Here is a 17,370-nt window from a genome sequence, read left to right on the forward strand (position 1 = left end):
CGCCCCCCGATGTCGCAAGCGGACCCTCAATCTCGATGTCGCTATTCCGCAGTGACCACGCTGGCCTGGCCCAGGTTGGCCAGACGCACGCTGTTCTGCGCTTGCTGGGTTTCGTCCGGCGAACCGAACGGCCCAAGGCGTACCCGATGCAGCGTCTGCTGATTGCGTACGATGGAACTGATGAACACCGGAGCGCTCACCATCGAGCTCAGTTTCGACCTCAACAGTTCGGCAGCGTCCGGGTTGGCGAAGGCGCCCACCTGCAGGTACTGGCCGGAGGCTGCGGTGTTCTTGACCTGCACCGGGACCACGGCGGCCGCATGCTGCTGCGGCGGAGGCGTCCACTGCTCGACGGTACCGGCCGAGCTGGTGACCACCGGCGCGCTATTCTGCGCCACTTGCGGCTCATTGAGCATCAAAGGCGCCGGACGGCCACGCTGGGCCCACCATTGCTGAGGATCGATGCCCTCGACCTTGACCCGGGCGGTACCGGTTTCGGCATAACCGAGCTTCTTCGCCGCGGCATAGGACAGGTCGATGATCCGGTCGGAGTAGAACGGACCACGATCGTTGACCCGCAGGATCACGCTGCGGTTGTTGTCCAGGTTGGTCACCCGCACATAGCTGGGCAACGGCAGGGTCTTGTGTGCGGCACTCATGCCGTACAGATCATAGACCTCGCCATTGGCGGTGTTCTGGCCATGGAACTTGGTGCCGTACCAGGAAGCCGTGCCCGAAGCCACGTAGTTCCTGGATTCCTGGATGGGAAAGTAGGTCTTGCCCAGCACCGTATAAGGGTTGGCCTTGTACGGACCGGTATGCAGGGTCGGCGTCGCATCGGGAATGCGCGATACGTCGACATCCCACCAGGGCGCGCCATCCTTGTGGGCGCGGTTGACATCCAGGCCCGGCATCGAACGCACGGCATTGGAGGACTTTGGCTGCGGCGAGCGGCTCGTCGAGCAACTGGCCAGCGACAGCGCCAACGCGGCAAAAGCCAGCAGCTTCAAGGGGTTGCGGATTGGCATTGCCAGCATTACTTGACGCCCCGTGCTTGGACCAGCTGTTCAGACAGCTGATGTACGGCCATGGCATACATCACGCTGCGGTTATAACGAGTGATCGCGTAGAAGTTCTTCAGCCCCATCCAGTATTCCGGACCGTTATCACCTTCCAGGCGGAAAGCGGTAACCGGCATATCGTCGCGCAGCGCATCATGACTCGACCAGCCCAGGGCTCGCAACTCCCCGACGGTCTTGGTCGGCTCGATACCGCTGGTCAGCCCCTCGTCCACCCGGTCCCCGCGCACATCGGCACGGCTGACCACCGGCTCGCCAGCTACCCAGCCATGGCGTTTGAAGTAACTGGCGACGCTGCCGATGGCATCGTCCGGATTGGTCCAGATATTGATGTGCCCATCGCCGTCGAAGTCCACGGCGTAGGCGCGGAAGCTGCTGGGCATGAACTGCGGCAGCCCCATAGCTCCGGCATAGGAGCCCTTGAGGCTCAGGGGATCGAGCTGCTCTTCACGGGCCAGCAACAGGAACTCGCGCAGCTCCTTGCGGAAGAATTCGGCACGCGGCGGATAATCGAAGCCCAAGGTGGAAAGCGCGTCGATCACCCGGTAATTGCCGGTATTGCGGCCAAAAAAGGTCTCCACGCCGATGATCGACACGATGACCTGGGCCGGGACCCCATATTCCTGCTCGGCACGGGCCAGGACCGCCTCGTGCTGGCGCCAGAAGTCCACACCACGAGCGATACGCGCATCGGTGATGAACATCGGGCGATATTCCTTCCATTGCTTGACCCGCTCGGCAGGCCGCGAAATGGCATCGAGGATCGCCTGCTTGCGCTCGGCTTCGCGGAACACGCCCATCAGCTGTTCTCCGGCGAAACCGTAGTCCCGGGTCATTTCCCCGACAAATTCGGCGACCTGGGGCGAGCCTTCGTAGGCACCAGCCGAAGCAGGCTCCACGGCCCCCAGGATGCTCGCCAGACCGACCCATGGAGCGTACCGAGCGGCCCAGCCACGCATTACTTGCATTGAGTTGTTCACCTTATTCAAACCTGCGCGATCCACTTGCGATGGGTATGGATCGACATCAAAACCCCAAACGCTGACAGTAGCGTCACCAGCGAAGTTCCTCCGTAGCTAATGAAGGGCAACGGCACACCCACCACCGGCAACAAGCCACTGACCATACCGATGTTGACGAAAACGTAAACAAAAAACGTCATGGTCAGGCTGCCTGCCAGCAACTTGCCGAACAGCGTCTGGGCCTGGGCCGTGATCACCAGCCCGCGCCCGATCAACAAGAGGTAGATCAGCAGCAGCGCGCAGATGCCCACCAGGCCGAACTCCTCGCCCATGACCGCGATGATGAAGTCGGTGTGACTTTCCGGCAAAAAGTCCAGGTGCGATTGGGTACCCAGCAGCCAGCCCTTGCCGAACACCCCGCCGGAGCCGATGGCGGCCTTGGACTGGATGATGTTCCAGCCGGTCCCCAAGGGGTCGCTTTCCGGATCGAGGAACGTCAGGATCCGCTGCTTCTGGTAGTCATGCATGATGAACATCCACATGGCCACCGCCACCGGCACAGCCGCCGCCAGCACACTGATGATCCAGCGCCAGCGCAACCCGCCCATGAACAGCACGAAGGTGCCGCCGGCCAGGATCAGCAGGGCAGTGCCCAGGTCCGGCTGGCGCACGATCAGCATGAATGGAATACCGATCAGTACCAGGCTGATACCCACATGCTTGAGGTGCGGCGGCAAGGTGCGCTTGGACAAGTACCAGGCGATGGTCGCCGGCATGATGATCTTCATGAACTCCGAGGGCTGGAAGCGGATCACCCCGGGGACGTTGATCCAGCGGGTCGCGCCCATGGCGTTGTGGCCCATCACGTCCACTACCACCAGCAAAACCACGCCGAACACATAACCAAGCGGCACCCAGCGGGCCATGAAGCGCGGCTCGAGCTGGGCAATGACGATCATCGACACCAGGCCGATGCCGAACGAAGTGGCCTGCTTGGCCAATAGGTCCCAGCTCTTGCCACTGGCCGAATACAGGACGAACAGGCTGCCGGCCGCCAGGGTCAGCAGCAGGATCAGCAGGGGACCATCGATATGCAGGCGCTGCAATAGCGTCGCCCGACGCCGCATCACGTCCTCGCTGGAGAGAATGCGGTCGAAATTACTCTTCACGGGCCGTAGCCTCCGTAATGGTAGGGCTGGCGAACTCTGGCTTGAGCTGGCCATCCGGGCCCAGGAGCCAGGCATCCATGACCTGGCGCACTACAGGGGCGGCAACGCCGGAGCCCGACTCACCGTTCTCCACCATCACCGACACCACTATCTTGGGGTTCTCGGCCGGGGCAAAACCAACGAACAAGGCATGGTCGCGATGGCGCTCCTGTACCTTGGAGCGGTCGTATTTTTCACCCTGCTTGATCGCCACCACCTGGGCGGTGCCACTTTTGCCGGCAATCCGGTAGGGCGAGCCGACCGCCGCCTTGCGCGCAGTACCCCGGGGGCCGTGCATCACCTGCTGCATACCGTGGTTGACCCGCATCCAGTCCGCCGGATCACGCAGCACGATGTCCGGCATCGGGTTGTGGTCCACCGGCCGTGCGCCTTCGATGCTCTTGGCCAGGTGCGGCCGGTTCCAGCGCCCCTTGCTGGCCACCAGGGCCGTGGCCTGGGCCAGTTGCAGGGGCGTCGATTGCATATAGCCCTGGCCGATCCCGAGGATCAGGGTTTCCCCCGGGAACCAAGCCTGGCGCCGGGTCGCACGCTTCCACTCACGGGTCGGCATCAGCCCTGGCGACTCCTCGAACATATCCAGGGAAACCTTCTGGCCGATGCCGAACTTGCCCATGTAGGCCGAGAGCCGGTCGATCCCCAGCTTGTGGGCCAGATCATAGAAATAGGTATCGTTGGACCGCATGATCGCCGTGTCCAGATCGACGTAACCGTCGCCGGTGCGGTTCCAGTTGCGGTACTTGTGGTCATAGTTGGGCAACTGGTAGTAGCCCGGGTCGTAGACCCGGCTCGTGGCCGTCACCACTCCCGCGTCGAGCCCGGCAATGGCTACCGCCGGCTTGATGGTCGAACCCGGTGGATACAACCCGCGCAACACTCGGTTGAACAGTGGCCGGTCGATGGAATCACGCAGCTCGGCGTAAGCCTTGAAACTGATCCCGGTGACGAACAGGTTGGGATCGAAACTCGGCTGGCTGACCATTGCCAACACTTCGCCGGTGTTGGGGTCCAGGGCCACCACCGCGCCGCGCCGACCGCCCAGGGCCGCCTCCGCAGCCTCCTGCAGCTTGATATCCAGGCTCAGGATGATGTCCTTGCCGGGAATCGGGTCGGTGCGCTTGAGCACCCGCAGCACACGGCCACGGGCATTGGTCTCGACTTCCTCGTAGCCCACCTGGCCATGCAGGTCGTCCTCGTAGAAGCGTTCGATGCCAGTCTTGCCGATGTGGTGGGTGCCGCTGTAGTTCACCCGATCCAGGGACTTCTGTTCTTTTTCGTTGATCCGTCCCACATAACCTACGGAGTGGGCGAAATGCGCACCCTGGGGATAATGCCGGACCAACTGGGCCACCACCTCCACGCCAGGCAGGCGGAACTGGTTCACCGCGATACGAGCGATCTGCTCTTCCGTCAACTCGAACAGGATCGGCACCGGCTCGAACGCCCGCCGCCCCTGCTTGACCCGCTTCTCGAACAGCACCCGGTCTTCCGGCGTCAGTTCCAGCACCTCGACTATCACGTCGAGAACCTGCCGCCAGTCGCCGGAGCGCTCGCGGGTCATGCTCAGGCTGAAGCTGGGCCGGTTGTCGGCCACCACCACGCCATTACGGTCGTAGATCAAGCCCCGGCTCGGAGGGATGGACTGGACGTGAACCCGGTTGCTCTCCGAAAGCGTGGAGTGAATCTCGTACTGGATCACCTGCAGGTAATACAGCCGGGCGATCAGCACGCCGATCAGGCTGACCACCAGGATGGCGCCGAACACCACCCGGTTACGCACCAGGCGGGCGTCTTTTTCATGGTCCTTGATACGGATCGGCTGGGACATGGGGGGCGCAGGCTACTTGTGGTAAGGGTGGCCGGACAGCACGGTCCAGGCGCGATACAGCTGTTCGCCGATGAGGATCCGCACCAACGGGTGCGGCAAGGTCAGGGGCGACAGAGACCAGCGTTGGTCCGCCCGCGCGCAGACTTCCGGCGCCAACCCTTCCGGGCCGCCGACCATGAAGTTCACGGTACGCGAGTCCAGGCGCCAGCGGTCCAGCTCCACCGCCAACTGCTCGGTGCTCCAGGGCTTGCCGTGGACCTCGAGGGTCACGATGCGTTCGTTATGCCCGACCTTGGCCAGCATGACCTCGCCCTCCTGACGGATGAAGCGGGCCACGTCGGCATTCTTGCCCCGGGTGTTGAGCGGTATTTCCACCAGTTCCAGCGCCAGCTCGGATGGCAGACGCTTGGCATACTCATGCCAACCCTCTTCCACCCACTTGGGCATGCGTGAACCGACAGCGATCAGACGCAGGCGCACAGCCGTCCCTTATTGCTGGTCTTTGTTGAGCTTGGCGAAATGCTCGTGGGTGTTTTCCGGGCTGTGGTGCTTGCCATCGGCCGCGCGGCTCTGCTCGGCGCCCTGCCACAGGCGCTCCAGGTCGTAGAACTGGCGGGCCGAGGCGGTCATCATGTGGACGATCACTTCGTCCAGGTCCAGCAGCACCCAGTCGCTGTCGCCCTTGCCTTCTTCACCCAGCGGACGCACGCCCTGGGCCTTGACCATCTCGCGGACCTTTTCCAGCATCGCGCCGATCTGGCGGTTGGAGGTACCGGTGGCGATCACCATGTAGTCGGTGATGCTCTGCTTGTCGCGCACATCGATCACCAGGATGTCCTGGGCCTTGACGTCTTCCAGCGCGGCGACAGCCACCTTGACCAGATCTTCGCCTTTCATTACTTGGTTAGTCATATAAAACTCGTTCAGCTCGTATGTATGGAACGCCGCACGGCATGGGCCGGCAGCCTTCCTTCAGTTCGGCACACGGTACAGTCCGTGAGCATCGATATAGGCCAGGACCGCGTCAGGCACCAGGAAACGTACCGACTTACCGCTGGCCAGCAGTTGACGGATCTGGGTGGCAGACACCGCGAGCGGTGTCTGCCAGACGAATGCAATGTGTCCCCCCGGCCCTTGCAGGGCCAGCGGATCGCTCACCGAGCGGGCCGCCAGCAGGTTGCGCAGGGCATCCGGTGGCTCACTGTCGGCATCCGGGCGTTGCAGCACCAGGATGTGGCAGTGCTGGAGCAGTTCTTCCCAGCGATGCCAGGTGGGCAGGCCGCAAAAAGCGTCCCAGCCCAACAGCAGGAACAACTGGTCGTCCGCGGCCAGTTCGGCGCGCATCTGCTCCAGGGTGTCTATGGTGTAGGACGGTTTGTCCCGTTTCAGCTCACGGTCGTCCACCACCAGGGGTGAAACGCCCGCCACCGCACGCTCGACCATCGCCAGACGATCGAGCGCCGACACCTGCGGTGTATCCCGATGAGGCGGCCTGGCACTGGGTGTCAGGCGCAGCTCGTCGAGTCGCATGGATTCGGCCACTTCCAGTGCGCCACGCAGGTGGCCGATATGCACTGGATCGAAGGTGCCGCCCAGCAGGCCGATACGTTTGCCCATCAAGTACGCACGTGACCGTCGCCGAAGACCACGTACTTCTCGCTGGTCAGGCCTTCCAGGCCTACCGGCCCACGGGCGTGCAGCTTGTCGGTGGAGATGCCGATCTCCGCGCCCAGGCCGTATTCGAAACCGTCGGCGAAGCGCGTCGAGGCATTGACCATGACCGAGCTGGAATCCACTTCGTTGAGGAAGCGCCGGGCGTCACTGAAGTTCTCGGTGACGATGGAGTCGGTATGGTGCGAGCCGTAGGCATTGATGTGTTCGATGGCCTGCTCCAGGCCGTCAACCACGCGGATCGAGAGGATCGGCGCGGTGTACTCGGTACGCCAGTCTTCTTCGCTGGCCTCCAGCACATCGGTCCCGAGGATCGCCCGGGTCTGCTCGCAACCCCGCAACTCGACACCCTTGTCGCGATAGATCGCGGCCAGCGGCGGCAGTACGCGCCCGGCGATACCGGCATGGACCAGCAGGGTCTCCATGGTGTTGCACGGGGCATAGCGCTGGGTCTTGGCGTTGTCGGCGATGCGGATGGCCTTGTCCAGGTCCGCGGCGACATCGATGAATACGTGGCAGACGCCATCCAGGTGCTTGATCACCGGCACCCGGGCATCACGGCTGACCCGCTCGATCAGGCTCTTGCCGCCACGGGGCACGATCACGTCGACGAACTCGGGCATGGTGATCAACGCGCCCACCGCGGCGCGGTCGGTGGTCTCCACCACTTGCACCACGTGGGCCGGCAGGTCGGCCGCCGCCAACCCTTGCTGGATGCAAGCGGCGATGGCGCGGTTGGAATGAATGGCCTCGGAACCGCCACGCAGGATGGTGGCGTTGCCGGACTTGAGGCACAGGGCCGCGGCGTCGATGGTCACGTTGGGACGCGACTCGTAGATGATGCCGATCACGCCCAGGGGCACCCGCATCTTGCCCACCTGGATGCCCGAGGGCAGGTAGCGCATATCGCGGATTTCACCGATGGGGTCAGGCAGCTTGGCCACCTGACGCAGGCCTTCGATCATCTCGTCGATACGGGCGGGGGTCAGTGCCAGGCGATCCAGCAGGGCCGGTTCCAGACCATTGGCCCGGCCGCTGGCCAGGTCCTGCTCGTTGGCCGCGGTCAGTTCCGGTCGCGCAGCGTCCAGCGCATCGGCAGCCGCCAGCAGCGCGCGGTTCTTCTGCACGGTGGTGGCGCGGGCGATCACCCGGGAAGCTTGGCGGGCAGCGCGACCCAAACGGGTCATGTAGTCAAGAACGGACTCAGTCATGGTCTGGTGTGGTCTTGGCAAAGAGGAAAGCGGCTGATTATAGCTGTCGCGCCGGCCCACGGACAGCGGTCACGGGCGGATGGTCGAAATACTGCTGGTTCAGCCTGAATTAAGCCTGAAGTTGTTATCATTCCGGCACTTTCCTGGCCATTACCCTTCACCATCATGTCCATCCTGACCTCTGCGAAACTGCACAAAGCCCTGCCTGACAGCTTTTTCGACCGTGATGCTCAGCTCCTGGCCCGTGAACTGCTGGGCAAGGTGATCCGCCACAAAGTCGGGGACCTGTGGCTGTCAGCGCGCATTATCGAGACTGAAGCCTATTACTGCGAGGAAAAAGGCAGCCATGCCTCCCTCGGCTTCACGGAAAAACGTAAGGCGTTGTTTCTGGATGGTGGCCACATCTATATGTATTACGCCCGGGGCGGTGACTCGCTGAACTTCAGCGCCCAGGGCCCCGGCAACGCGGTGCTGATCAAGTCCGCCTATCCCTGGGTCGACGAGGTTTCAGGCCCTGCCAGCCTGCAACAGATGCAACTGAACAACCCGGATGCCAGCGGCCAGCCTCGCCCCGCGCAAAAGCTCTGCGCCGGCCAGACCTTGCTATGCAAGGCCCTGGGCCTGAAAGTCCCGGTCTGGGACGCGAAACGCTTCGATCACGAAATCCTTTTTGTCGAAGACGCCGGCAACGCCGTGCCCAAGATCATCCAGACCACCCGCCTGGGCATTCCTCACGGGCGCGACGAACACCTGATGTATCGCTTCGTCGATGCCGCCTACGCCCCCTGCTGCACTCGGAACCCACTGCGCCGAGGCCAGGTCGAAGGCCGCGACTACCTCATCCTCGGCTGATCCACCGGCCCTGCCTGACACTGAAATGGAGTTGAACCTATGGGCCCATGGCTCGACAGCGTGACCGCCTGGCTGAGCACCAATCCGCAGTGGCTGGCCGCCGCGGTATTCATCGTCGCCTTCGTGGAATGCCTGGCCATCGCCGGCCTGATCGTCCCCGGTACGGTGCTGCTGTTCGCCATTGCCGTACTAGCCGGCAACGGTGCCCTGTCGCTGGGCGAGACCTTAGTGCTGGGCTTTACCGCCGGGATCCTCGGCGATGTGATCTCCTACCTTTTGGGCCGGCGCTTCCACCAGAGCATCCGGCGCCTGCCGGGCTTGCGCCAGCATCCTGAATGGATCAATGGCGCCGAGGCCTACTTCCAGCGCTATGGCATCGCCAGCCTGTTGGTAGGACGCTTCATCGGCCCCCTGCGCCCGATGCTGCCGATGGTGGCGGGCATGTTCGACATGCCGTTCCCGCGTTTCTTCGCCGTCAGCCTGCTGGCCGCGGCGGGTTGGTCGGTGGCCTACCTGTTGCCGGGCTGGGCCACTGGCGCGGCCATTCGCCTGCCGCTGCCCGAGGGTTTCTGGCCCCAGGCCGGGGTAGTCATCGGCAGCCTCGCAGTGTTGATCGGGCTGAGCGTCAACAGCAGCCTGCGCCGCCACCGCCGGGCAACCCTGCTGATGTCCGGCCTGGGCCTGGCCTTGCTGATCGGGCTGTTCATCGGCTATCCCCACCTGGCCCAGTTCGACCAGGGACTGATCGCCCTGGTACAGGAACATCGTGACCCGGCGCTGGACAAGGTCATGGTGATGGTCACCCAGATCGGTGAGTTCCGCGCCATGTTCGTCATCAGCGCAGTCCTGACCCTGCTGCTGGTGCTGCTGCGCCAGTGGCGCCAGGCGGTATTCGCCGGCGCCACGCTGCTGTGCACCGCGCTGGCCAATACCGCCAGCAAATGGTTCTTCGCCCGAGTGCGTCCCGAGGTGCTGACCGAGCCGCTGACCAGCTTCAGCATGCCCAGCGGGCATTCCTCCGGATCCTTCGCGCTGTTCCTGACCCTGGCCGTACTGGCCGGGCGTGGCCAACCGCCGCGGATGCGCCTGACATGGCTGCTACTGGGCTGCCTGCCGGCGCTGTCGATCGCGATGTCGCGGGTCTACCTGGGAGCCCACTGGCCTACCGACATTCTCGCCGGAGCCATGCTGGCGACCTGCGTCTGTGCTGCGAGCCTGACCCTTTGCCAGTGGCAGGCCCCGCTCAAGCCGATGCCGGCCAAGGCCTGGTGGCTGGTACTGCCGGTGATGGTCCTGCTGTGTGCCTTCATGTCGATGCGGCACCTGCCACAGGCGCTGCTGCGCTACGCCTATTGAGGCGGGCTGCGCGGCGGCTCAGGCGAAGAGCTCGCCCTGCAGCTCGTCCAGCAACTGCTGGATCGCATCCAGACGCTGCTGCGGATCGTCCAATTGCAGCAGGTCGATCTTGTCCAGCTCGGTAAAGGGCAGCAGATAGGCCAGCTGATTGCCCAGGGACAGTTGTCCGGCCGCCTCGGCCCCCATTTCCAGGGCCTCGACCATGGGGTGTTCGGCCAAGGCCTTGAGCAGCGCCACCAAGTCGGCATCGTCGTCCCGCAGCGGCTGCTCCGTCGCCTCCTCCAGCCATTGCACCCGGGCCACCGTCAGCTGGTCCTTCTGCACCTCGCTGTCCAGTACGCGAAAGCGCCGCCCGCCCTTGACCCGGATTCCCAGCAGGCCGTTGTCCTGCTGGTGGAAGTCGGTGATCAGCGCCTCGCAGCCCACCCGGGCATAGCCCTGGGGCGCAAGGCCGGTCTCCTCGCCCTCCAGGATGCACACCACACCGAAACCGCTGCCCTGCTTCATACAGCGACCGATCATGTCCAGGTAGCGCGCCTCGAAGATCTGCAGGTCGAGGATGCACTCGGGAAACAACACGGTATTCAGGGGGAACAACGCCAGACTCATGCCACCATCCTCAAACCAGCAACGACACCGCCAGCGGCAGCAGGACCGCCGTGGCCACGCCCATCAGACTCATCGCCAGCGCCGCGAAGGCGCCACACTCCTCGCTTTCCTGCAGGGCCACCGAAGTGCCCACCGCATGGGCCGTCATGCCCAGGGCCATGCCCCGCGCCTCCGGCGCCTCGACCCCCAGGCGATCCAGCAGCGCCGGGCCGAAGATCGCCCCCAGCACCCCAGTGATCAGCACGAATACCGCCGCCAGCGCCGCCACGCCGCCGATCTGCTCGGCCACCAGCATGGCGATCGGTGACGTCACCGACTTGGGCGCCATGGTCATGAGGATCATGTGCTCGGCACCGAACCACCAGCCCAGCAGCACTCCCAGGCTGGTGGCCAGGACTCCGCCCAACACCAGCGTAGTAAAGATCGGCCAGAACAATTGGCGGATGCGTCGCAGGTTGAGATACAGCGGCACCGCCAGGGCCACGGTGGCCGGTCCCAGCAGGATGCTCAGGATCTCGGTGCTCTTGCGATACTCGGTGTAGCTCAGGCCACAACCGACCAGGACACCGATCACCAGCAGCATGGACACCAGCACCGGTTGCAGGAATATCCAGCGGGTCTTCTCGAAGGCCGCCAGCACCAGTTGATAGGCCCCCAGGGTGATGCCGATGCCGAACAGCGGATGGTGGATCACCGCCGCCCAGGCCCCCTGCCAGTCGAAGGTCATTGGCCATCCTCCCGACGCGCCTGGCGCTTGACCAGGCGCTGCATCAGCACACCGGCGAAGGCCATGGACAGCACCAGCGACAAGACCAGTGCCCCGACGATGGCCCAGAAGTCCGCGGCGATATCCCGGGCATAGACCATCACCCCAACGGCGGGCGGCACCAGCAGCAGCGGCAGGTAGCGCAACAGGCTACCGGCGGCCTGGCTCAAGGGCTCGCCCACCTCACCGCGGATGATCAGGAACACCAGGAGCAGCAACAGGCCGATGATCGGACCGGGAAGCACGGGCAACAGCAAGTGATTGAGCGCCGTCCCGAGCAGCTGGAACAGCACCAGCCATGTCAAACCCCGTAGCAACATACCGCCTCTCCAGCCAGATACCGTGGCGCATTATAAACACGCAGGCGCTATGAACCGGCATTCGCCAAAAGCATGGACGTTTACCCGGGCCGGATCGCCATGATGATCTACAGTGGTGATTCCGGATCGAAAAACACCCTATCGATCACTAAAACCGTTGAAACCAAGGAGAGTGTCAATGCCCTATGTTCCTGCTGCAGAGCTCAAGGACTATGTTGGGAAGGAACTGGGACGTTCCGCATGGCTCACCATCGACCAGGAGCGTATCAACCTGTTTGCCGAGGCCACCGGTGACTTCCAGTTCATCCACGTGGACCCGGTCAAGGCCGCACAGACTCCGTTCGGCGGCACCATCGCCCATGGGTTCCTGACCCTGTCGCTGATCCCCAAGCTGATGGAAGACATCCTGGTGCTGCCCAAGGGCCTGAAGATGGCGGTCAACTATGGCCTGGACAGCGTGCGCTTCATCCAGCCGGTGGCGGTCAACTCCCAGGTGCGACTCAAGGTCGACCTGACCGACGTCACCGAGAAGAAACCCGGCCAATGGCTGCTCAAGGTCACCGCCACCCTGGAGATCGAAGGCCAGGAAAAACCCGCCTACATCGCCGAGCCCCTGTCGCTCTGCTTTGTCTGATGCCTCTCGATGCGAAACAGCTCACGCTGTTTCGCTCGGTCTCTCTATATACAAGGCATACCGCTACGGCATACTCGGCCCCCTAATCATCCGGAACCCGTTATGCGCCCACTTGTACCCCTGGTCATGACCCTCCTGCTCAGCGCTTGCGGTGACGGCGAATCGCTGTTGCCGCCCGATGCCCGCCTACCGGATGGCGGCCGCTACCGGGGCGACCTGGTGGACGGCCTGCTGCAGGGCCAGGGGCGCATCGACTATCCCAACGGCAGCTGGTACGCCGGCCAGTTCGACAAGGGCCAATGGCACGGCCAGGGCGAATGGCACGGCAGCAATGGCGAGGTCTATCGCGGCCAGTTCCAGCAGGGGCTGTTCCACGGCCAGGGCACCCTGACCACCAAGGACAGCAACTACAATGGCGGCTTCAAGCTGGGGCGCCGGGATGGCGAAGGCACCCTCAAGGAAGACGGCATGACCTACCGGGGCGAGTTCAAGGCCGACCTGTACTCGGGCCTGGGCCGCCTGGAGCTCGAGGACGGCAGCCAGTACCAGGGTCAGTTCGCCAAGGGCAAACCCAATGGCGAGGGCCAGCGCAGCGACTCCAGCGGCAACCAGTTCAGCGGCCACTTCGTCGATGGTCAACTGGAGGGCAATGGCACCTTCAACAGCGCCGAAGGCGATATCTACGTCGGTGGCTTCAAGCACAACCAGCTCAACGGCAAGGGCCGCTACGAAAACTCCGATGGCGATGTCTGGATCGGCCAGTTCAAGGAGGGCGCCCTGGGCGGCAAGGGCGAGCTGATCGGCGCCGACGGCAGCCATTACATCGGCACCTTCAGCGACTGGCGCTTCAGCGGCGAAGGCCGCCTGAACCTCACTGACGGCAGCTTCTACATCGGTGGCTTCGACAGCGACAACTACCAGGGCCGCGGGGTACTGGTACTGCGGGACGGCAGCGTGCAAAGCGGGACCTGGAACAACGGCCTGCGAGTTCGCGACGCCGAGGGCAAACTGCTCCCCGACCCGCTTGAAGGCGCCCTGCTGGCCCAGGGCCGCTTGCTTCAGGAGGCCCTCGATGCCGTGCCCGCCTCCACCCCGGCCATCGAGCTCTACAGCCTGACGCTCGCCGGCGATGGCAAGCAGAGCGTATTCCTGCGCGAGGCCGACTACGTCAGCAACATGCTCACCAGCCGCTTCGGCGCCCTGGGCCAGGTTCGCCTGGTCAACCACCGCGACCAGATGATGACCCGCCCCATGGCTACCAGGGAAAACCTGCGCCGTGCCGCCCAGGTCCTGGCCGAACGCAGCGGCCCCGAGGACCTGGTGTTCATCTACCTCACCAGCCACGGCACCAGCGAACATGAGCTGGTCCTGGACCAACCACGCCTGGAGCTGGCGGACCTGCCTGCCGACGAGCTGGCCAGCGCCCTGGCACCGCTGAAGAATCGCGACAAGATCGTCGTCATCTCGGCCTGCTATTCCGGTGGTTTCATTCCAGCCCTCAAGGATGAGCGAACCCTGGTCATGACCGCCTCCCGGGCCGACCGGGTGTCCTTCGGCTGTTCCGAGGAAGCCGACTTCACCTACTTCGGCGATGCGCTGTTCGCCCAGGCCCTGAACCAGACCGACGATCTGGAGCACGCCTTCCTGCTGGCCAAGGCGACCGTGGCCGAACGTGAGCAGGCCGAAAACTTCGAGCCCTCCGAACCACAAATCTGGGCGCCCAAGGGAGTACTCGCCCACTGGCAGCAACTGCGCAAGCAGCAGGCACGAAAAGCGCTGCAGAGTGTCTCTATCAGCAACAAGGAAGCGCAGAGCTACTAAGCTGAAACTGTATCAAGGGGGAATGACCATGTACCTGACGCCTCAGCATATCCTGCTGGCCGGCGCCTCTGGCCTGACCGGAGAGCAACTGCTCGATCGCCTGCTCAGCGAGCCCACCATCAGCCGCGTCCTTGCCCCCAGCAGACGCCCGCTGAGCCAGCACCCGCGACTGGAAAACCCGGTAGGCGACCCTGCTGTGCTCCTGCCCCAGTTGAGCGGCAAGGTGGAGATCGCCTTTTGCTGCCTGGGCACCACCATCAAGCGCGCCGGCTCCGAGGCGGCCTTCCGCGCCGTCGACCTGGACCTGGTCGTAGCGTTCGGCAAGCGCGCCCTGGAAATGGGCGCACGGCACCTGGTAGTGGTCAGCGCCCTGGGCGCGGACCCCAAGTCGTCGATCTTCTACAACCGGGTCAAGGGCGAGATGGAAGAAGCCCTGAAGCGCCAGGGTTGGCCGCAACTGACTATCTGTCGACCTTCCCTGTTGCTGGGCGACCGGGTCGAACCACGCCTGGGCGAACAACTGGCCGGTCCGCTGTCGCGACTGATTCCCGGCAAGTACCACGGCATCGAGGCCTGCCAGCTAGCGCGAGCCATGTGGCGCCTGGCCCTGGAAGAACAAAGCGGCACCCGGGTGGTGGAGTCCGACGAGCTGCGCAAACTGGGTAAATGATCTCGCGCTACAAACCGCCCGTGGCGCGAAACCCCACCCCCAGTGCCGTCAGCACTGACAACGGCAGCAGCAGGGTATCGAGCAAGGCGCTGGCCGGCAGGTCCAGCCCCGGGTAACCGGGAGCCTGGGCGCCGAAGCGATCCACCGGGCAGCAACCGCCCTGCATTGCATACAAGTCCAGGCGCGTTCCGGCGTATACCACCGGCGCCCCGGGCTTCGCCGCATCCAGGGTACGGGCCGTGGCGCAGCCGCCCAACTGCAGGGCGGCCAGCAACATCAGCAGGGCTTTACTCATCACTGCTCAAGTGATGTTCGCCCCAGCGGGGCAGCATGTCCTGGGGAATATTCAGCAGGTTGAGAATCCGCGCCACGACGAAATCCACCAGGTCATCGATGGTCTGCGGCTGGTGATAGAAGCCCGGCGACGCCGGCAGGATGGTCACGCCCAGGTTCGACAGCTTGAGCATGTGCTCCAGGTGAATACTGGAGTACGGCGCCTCGCGCGGCACCAGGATCAATTGCCGACGCTCCTTGAGGGTAACGTCCGCAGCCCGCTCGATCAGGTTGTTGCAGGCCCCGGTGGCGATCGCCGACAGCGTGCCGGTGGAACACGGCACCACCACCATCGCCGCGGGCGAGCCGGAGCCAGAGGCCACCGGCGACATCCAGTCTTCCTTGCCATAGACCCGGATCTGCCCCGCCGCCGCCCCTGTGTATTCGGTGAGGAAGGCCTGCATCAGTTGCGGCTTGGCCGGCAAGGTCACGTCGGTCTCGGTGGCCATCACCAACTGCGCGGCCTTGGAGATCAGGAAATGCACTTCCCGGTCCTCGCGGACCAGGCAGTCGAGCAGGCGCAGGCCATATTGGGCGCCGGACGCCCCGGTCACGGCCAGGGTGATGCGTTCCGGGCCGTTGTTCATTGCAGCGCCTCGGCCAGCTTGCCGTGCAGGCCGCCGAAGCCGCCGTTGCTCATGATCACCACCTGGGTCCCGGGCTTGGCCTGGCTCTTCACTCGCTCGATGATACCGTCCAGCGAATCGCTGACGATCGAGGGTACCGTGCACTGGGCCGCAGTGGCCGCCAGGTCCCAACCCAGGTTGGGCGGCGCGTACCAGATCACCTGGTCGGCCTGGTTGACGCTTTCCGGCAGGCCGTCACGGTGGGCACCGAGCTTCATGGAGTTGGAGCGCGGCTCGATGATGGCGATCACCGGCGCCTCGCCGACGCGCTTGCGCAAGCCATCCAGGGTGGTGGCGATGGCGGTCGGGTGGTGGGCGAAGTCATCGTAGATGGTCACCCCTTGCACCTCGGCGACTTTCTCCATGCGCCGCTTCACGCTCTTGAAGGCACTCAGCGCAGCGATGCCCATGGCCGGCACCACGCCCACATGACGGGCCGCGGCCAGGGTCGCCAAGGCGTTGGCGACGTTGTGCTGGCCGGTCAGTTCCCACTCGACCACGCCTTGGCTCACACCCTCGAACAACACCTCGAAGGCCGAACCGTCTTCGCTGCGCAGCTTGACCTGCCATTGACCACCGGCGCCGGTAGTCTGTACCGGAGTCCAGCAGCCCATCTCGATCACTCGCTGCAAGGCGGGTTCGGTGGTGGGGTGGATCACCAGGCCTTCGCTGGGGATGGTCCGTACCAGATGGTGGAACTGCCGCTCGATGGCCGCCAAGTCCGGGAAGATATCCGCATGGTCGAATTCGAGGTTGTTGAGGATGGCAGTGCGCGGACGGTAATGGACGAATTTCGAGCGCTTGTCGAAGAAGGCGCTGTCGTACTCATCGGCCTCGATCACGAAGAACGGCGTACCGCCCAGGCGCGCCGAAACCGCGAAGTTCTGCGGCACGCCGCCGATCAAAAAGCCCGGGCTCATCCCGGCATGCTCCAGCACCCAGGCCAGCATGCTGCTGGTGGTGGTCTTGCCGTGGGTACCGGCCACCGCCAGGACCCAACGCCCTTGCAGCACATGGTCCGCCAGCCACTGCGGGCCGGACACATAGGGCAAGCCCTTGTTCAACACATATTCCACCGCCGGGTTGCCCCGGGACATGGCGTTGCCGATCACCACCAGGTCCGGCGCCGGGTCCAGCTGGGCCGGGTCATAACCCTGGGTCAGCTCGATGCCCTGGGCTTGCAGCTGGGTGCTCATCGGCGGATAGACGTTGGCGTCGGAGCCGGTGACGTGGTGGCCGAGTTCTTTGGCCAGAACCGCCATCGACCCCATGAAAGTGCCGCAGATACCGAGAATATGGATGTGCATAGTCGACCTCATAAAACATCGGCGCAGGGTAGCCTAGAGGGCTGCAAATCGCACCCTTTAGCTGACGGGGAGATGCCGCCGCGGCCTGGGCCACGGCTG

General features: G+C 64.1%; 19 protein-coding genes. 5 read left to right on the forward strand and 14 right to left on the reverse strand.

Annotation, left to right across the window (positions count from 1 at the left end; translation table 11 throughout):
- Positions 1-41 precede the first annotated feature (41 nt).
- Genes C4K40_RS27600 through C4K40_RS27635 form a run of 8 tightly spaced genes read right to left on the reverse strand, consistent with a single transcriptional unit; the run spans position 42 to position 7,977 of the window.
- Complete coding sequence (locus C4K40_RS27600; RefSeq protein WP_022641203.1) at positions 42-1,037, reverse strand: septal ring lytic transglycosylase RlpA family protein; 996 nt, start codon at positions 1,035-1,037, stop codon at positions 42-44.
- Entirely contained in the window at positions 1,037-2,047 is a 1,011-nt protein-coding gene (mltB, locus tag C4K40_RS27605; RefSeq protein WP_022641204.1) for a lytic murein transglycosylase B, read from the reverse strand. Before mltB ends, C4K40_RS27600 begins: the two co-directional genes overlap by 1 nt.
- Positions 2,048-2,064: 17 nt before the next feature.
- Entirely contained in the window at positions 2,065-3,168 is a 1,104-nt protein-coding gene (gene rodA / locus C4K40_RS27610; RefSeq protein WP_053134952.1) for a rod shape-determining protein RodA, read from the reverse strand.
- Between the two features lie 31 nt (positions 3,169-3,199).
- Positions 3,200-5,095, reverse strand: coding sequence for a penicillin-binding protein 2 (gene mrdA / locus C4K40_RS27615; protein ID WP_053134796.1), 1,896 nt, complete (start codon positions 5,093-5,095; stop codon positions 3,200-3,202).
- A 12-nt stretch (positions 5,096-5,107) separates the two neighbouring features.
- The gene (gene rlmH, locus C4K40_RS27620; protein ID WP_053134799.1) at positions 5,108-5,575 is read right to left on the reverse strand and encodes a 23S rRNA (pseudouridine(1915)-N(3))-methyltransferase RlmH; all 468 of its coding nucleotides are present in this window, start codon (positions 5,573-5,575) and stop codon (positions 5,108-5,110) included.
- 9 nt (positions 5,576-5,584) lie between these two features.
- Complete coding sequence (rsfS, locus tag C4K40_RS27625; RefSeq protein WP_031320587.1) at positions 5,585-6,007, reverse strand: ribosome silencing factor; 423 nt, start codon at positions 6,005-6,007, stop codon at positions 5,585-5,587.
- Positions 6,008-6,067: 60 nt separating this feature from the next.
- Positions 6,068-6,712: a nicotinate-nucleotide adenylyltransferase gene (nadD, locus tag C4K40_RS27630; RefSeq protein ID WP_022641207.1), complete on the reverse strand. Its 645-nt coding sequence runs from the start codon at positions 6,710-6,712 to the stop codon at positions 6,068-6,070.
- Positions 6,712-7,977 (reverse strand): glutamate-5-semialdehyde dehydrogenase, encoded by a 1,266-nt coding sequence (locus tag C4K40_RS27635; RefSeq protein ID WP_053134806.1) that lies wholly within the window; start codon positions 7,975-7,977, stop codon positions 6,712-6,714. Before C4K40_RS27635 ends, nadD begins: the two co-directional genes overlap by 1 nt.
- A 165-nt stretch (positions 7,978-8,142) precedes the next feature.
- On the opposite strand from C4K40_RS27635, the gene C4K40_RS27640 reads away from it, so the two are divergent.
- Together C4K40_RS27640 and C4K40_RS27645 are read left to right on the forward strand one after the other, a co-directional pair.
- Positions 8,143-8,829, forward strand: a complete 687-nt coding sequence (locus C4K40_RS27640) for a DNA-3-methyladenine glycosylase (RefSeq protein WP_053134809.1) — start codon at positions 8,143-8,145, stop codon at positions 8,827-8,829.
- A gap of 39 nt (positions 8,830-8,868) precedes the next feature.
- Positions 8,869-10,185, forward strand: a complete 1,317-nt coding sequence (locus C4K40_RS27645) for a bifunctional DedA family/phosphatase PAP2 family protein (protein ID WP_053134812.1) — start codon at positions 8,869-8,871, stop codon at positions 10,183-10,185.
- An 18-nt stretch (positions 10,186-10,203) separates the two neighbouring features.
- Here C4K40_RS27645 and C4K40_RS27650 read toward each other — a convergent pair whose 3' ends face one another.
- From C4K40_RS27650 to C4K40_RS27660, 3 genes are read right to left on the reverse strand one after another with little or no spacing between them, the layout of a single operon-like run.
- The gene (locus C4K40_RS27650) at positions 10,204-10,794 is read right to left on the reverse strand and encodes an LON peptidase substrate-binding domain-containing protein (RefSeq protein ID WP_022641212.1); all 591 of its coding nucleotides are present in this window, start codon (positions 10,792-10,794) and stop codon (positions 10,204-10,206) included.
- 10 nt (positions 10,795-10,804) lie between these two features.
- Positions 10,805-11,521: an LrgB family protein gene (locus C4K40_RS27655; RefSeq protein WP_053134815.1), complete on the reverse strand. Its 717-nt coding sequence runs from the start codon at positions 11,519-11,521 to the stop codon at positions 10,805-10,807.
- Entirely contained in the window at positions 11,518-11,880 is a 363-nt protein-coding gene (locus C4K40_RS27660; protein ID WP_022641214.1) for a CidA/LrgA family protein, read from the reverse strand. The genes C4K40_RS27655 and C4K40_RS27660 overlap by 4 nt, the downstream gene beginning before the upstream one ends.
- 178 nt (positions 11,881-12,058) lie before the next feature.
- Here C4K40_RS27660 and C4K40_RS27665 point away from each other — a divergent pair, with 178 nt between their 5' ends.
- From C4K40_RS27665 to C4K40_RS27675, 3 genes are all read left to right on the forward strand, one after another.
- Positions 12,059-12,514: a MaoC family dehydratase gene (locus C4K40_RS27665; RefSeq protein WP_022641215.1), complete on the forward strand. Its 456-nt coding sequence runs from the start codon at positions 12,059-12,061 to the stop codon at positions 12,512-12,514.
- A gap of 102 nt (positions 12,515-12,616) precedes the next feature.
- Positions 12,617-14,335 carry a C13 family peptidase gene (locus C4K40_RS27670; RefSeq protein WP_053134818.1) on the forward strand — a complete coding sequence of 573 codons (1,719 nt, stop codon included), beginning with the start codon at positions 12,617-12,619 and terminating at the stop codon, positions 14,333-14,335.
- Between the two features lie 28 nt (positions 14,336-14,363).
- Positions 14,364-15,005 carry an oxidoreductase gene (locus C4K40_RS27675; protein ID WP_053134955.1) on the forward strand — a complete coding sequence of 214 codons (642 nt, stop codon included), beginning with the start codon at positions 14,364-14,366 and terminating at the stop codon, positions 15,003-15,005.
- A gap of 7 nt (positions 15,006-15,012) precedes the next feature.
- Here the strand turns inward: C4K40_RS27675 and C4K40_RS27680 are convergent, their stop codons facing one another.
- The 3 genes from C4K40_RS27680 to mpl are packed head-to-tail and all read right to left on the reverse strand — an operon-like array spanning position 15,013 to position 17,271.
- Entirely contained in the window at positions 15,013-15,300 is a 288-nt protein-coding gene (locus tag C4K40_RS27680) for a YceK/YidQ family lipoprotein (RefSeq protein WP_053134820.1), read from the reverse strand.
- Positions 15,293-15,925, reverse strand: coding sequence for a flavin prenyltransferase UbiX (gene ubiX, locus C4K40_RS27685; RefSeq protein ID WP_053134823.1), 633 nt, complete (start codon positions 15,923-15,925; stop codon positions 15,293-15,295). Before ubiX ends, C4K40_RS27680 begins: the two co-directional genes overlap by 8 nt.
- Positions 15,922-17,271, reverse strand: coding sequence for a UDP-N-acetylmuramate:L-alanyl-gamma-D-glutamyl-meso-diaminopimelate ligase (mpl, locus tag C4K40_RS27690; protein ID WP_022641220.1), 1,350 nt, complete (start codon positions 17,269-17,271; stop codon positions 15,922-15,924). The genes ubiX and mpl overlap by 4 nt, the downstream gene beginning before the upstream one ends.
- Positions 17,272-17,370 lie beyond the last annotated feature (99 nt).

The organism is Pseudomonas sp. CMR5c, assembly GCF_003850545.1.
Taxonomy (GTDB): domain Bacteria; phylum Pseudomonadota; class Gammaproteobacteria; order Pseudomonadales; family Pseudomonadaceae; genus Aquipseudomonas; species Aquipseudomonas piscis.

Coding starts and splice junctions, on each gene's coding strand:
- C4K40_RS27600 (WP_022641203.1), bottom strand. CDS start 1,037: ATGCTGGCAATGCCAATCCGCAACCCCTTGAAGCTGCTGGCTTTTGCC.
- mltB (WP_022641204.1), bottom strand. CDS start 2,047: ATGCAAGTAATGCGTGGCTGGGCCGCTCGGTACGCTCCATGGGTCGGT.
- rodA (WP_053134952.1), bottom strand. CDS start 3,168: ATGCGGCGTCGGGCGACGCTATTGCAGCGCCTGCATATCGATGGTCCC.
- mrdA (WP_053134796.1), bottom strand. CDS start 5,095: ATGTCCCAGCCGATCCGTATCAAGGACCATGAAAAAGACGCCCGCCTG.
- rsfS (WP_031320587.1), bottom strand. CDS start 6,007: ATGACTAACCAAGTAATGAAAGGCGAAGATCTGGTCAAGGTGGCTGTC.
- nadD (WP_022641207.1), bottom strand. CDS start 6,712: ATGGGCAAACGTATCGGCCTGCTGGGCGGCACCTTCGATCCAGTGCAT.
- C4K40_RS27635 (WP_053134806.1), bottom strand. CDS start 7,977: ATGACTGAGTCCGTTCTTGACTACATGACCCGTTTGGGTCGCGCTGCC.
- C4K40_RS27640 (WP_053134809.1), top strand. CDS start 8,143: ATGTCCATCCTGACCTCTGCGAAACTGCACAAAGCCCTGCCTGACAGC.
- C4K40_RS27645 (WP_053134812.1), top strand. CDS start 8,869: ATGGGCCCATGGCTCGACAGCGTGACCGCCTGGCTGAGCACCAATCCG.
- C4K40_RS27650 (WP_022641212.1), bottom strand. CDS start 10,794: ATGAGTCTGGCGTTGTTCCCCCTGAATACCGTGTTGTTTCCCGAGTGC.
- C4K40_RS27655 (WP_053134815.1), bottom strand. CDS start 11,521: ATGACCTTCGACTGGCAGGGGGCCTGGGCGGCGGTGATCCACCATCCG.
- C4K40_RS27660 (WP_022641214.1), bottom strand. CDS start 11,880: ATGTTGCTACGGGGTTTGACATGGCTGGTGCTGTTCCAGCTGCTCGGG.
- C4K40_RS27665 (WP_022641215.1), top strand. CDS start 12,059: ATGCCCTATGTTCCTGCTGCAGAGCTCAAGGACTATGTTGGGAAGGAA.
- C4K40_RS27670 (WP_053134818.1), top strand. CDS start 12,617: ATGCGCCCACTTGTACCCCTGGTCATGACCCTCCTGCTCAGCGCTTGC.
- C4K40_RS27675 (WP_053134955.1), top strand. CDS start 14,364: ATGTACCTGACGCCTCAGCATATCCTGCTGGCCGGCGCCTCTGGCCTG.
- C4K40_RS27680 (WP_053134820.1), bottom strand. CDS start 15,300: ATGAGTAAAGCCCTGCTGATGTTGCTGGCCGCCCTGCAGTTGGGCGGC.
- ubiX (WP_053134823.1), bottom strand. CDS start 15,925: ATGAACAACGGCCCGGAACGCATCACCCTGGCCGTGACCGGGGCGTCC.
- mpl (WP_022641220.1), bottom strand. CDS start 17,271: ATGCACATCCATATTCTCGGTATCTGCGGCACTTTCATGGGGTCGATG.